This is a genomic window from Pseudoalteromonas byunsanensis (genome assembly GCF_001854475.1).
In the GTDB taxonomy this organism is placed as follows: Bacteria; Pseudomonadota; Gammaproteobacteria; order Enterobacterales; family Alteromonadaceae; genus Pseudoalteromonas; species Pseudoalteromonas byunsanensis.
On record NZ_MNAN01000030.1, the window covers coordinates 201,801 to 202,438 of the forward strand.

The following is a 638-nucleotide window of genomic DNA, read 5'->3' on the forward strand; positions in this document are numbered from 1 at the left end:
TCTTTTACATCTTTACTTACCAGATGCTCTTTTAATTAACCACTTAGAGAAAAGTGGCGGACGCGGGACGTATCTTGAAAGAGTGAACCTCCGACCGCCTTGCATCACGATTCTCTATATTTAACCACCTGAGAAAAGTGGCGGACGCGGGACGTATCTTGAAAGAGTGAACCTGCATCACGATTCTCTATATTTAACCACCTGAGAGAAGTGGCGGACGCGGGAGGATTCGAACCTCCGACCGCCTGGTTCGTAGCCAGGTACTCTATCCAGCTGAGCTACGCGTCCGTYGTTTAAGTATCTTTTACATCTTTACTTACCAGATGCTCTTTTAATTAACCACTTAGAGAAAAGTGGCGAATGCGGGACGTATCTTGAAAGAGTGAACCTCCGAGCGTCTGCATCGCAATTCTTTATATTTAACCACTTAAGAAAAGTGGCGGACGCGGGAGGATTCGAACCTCCGACCGCCTGGTTCGTAGCCAGGTACTCTATCCAGCTGAGCTACGCGTCCGTTATTTACAAGAAACCATTTACTAAAAAATGGCGGAGAAGGAGGGATTCGAACCCTCGATAGGGCTACAAACCCTATACTCCCTTAGCAGGGGAGCGCCTTCAGCCACTCGGCCACCTCTCCG

At 48.5% G+C, this 638-nt stretch carries 3 tRNA genes; all 3 read right to left on the reverse strand.

Features of this window, described 5'->3' with window-relative positions:
• Nucleotides 1-211: 211 nt before the first annotated feature.
• The 3 genes from BIW53_RS10460 to BIW53_RS10470 all read right to left on the reverse strand — a co-directional run bounded on the left by BIW53_RS10460 (nucleotide 212) and on the right by BIW53_RS10470 (nucleotide 637).
• A tRNA-Arg gene (locus tag BIW53_RS10460) sits at nucleotides 212-288 on the reverse strand.
• A gap of 149 nt (nucleotides 289-437) precedes the next feature.
• Nucleotides 438-514, reverse strand: a tRNA-Arg gene (locus tag BIW53_RS10465).
• A 30-nt stretch (nucleotides 515-544) separates the two neighbouring features.
• A tRNA-Ser gene (locus BIW53_RS10470) sits at nucleotides 545-637 on the reverse strand.
• Between the last annotated feature and the right edge of the window lies 1 nt (nucleotide 638).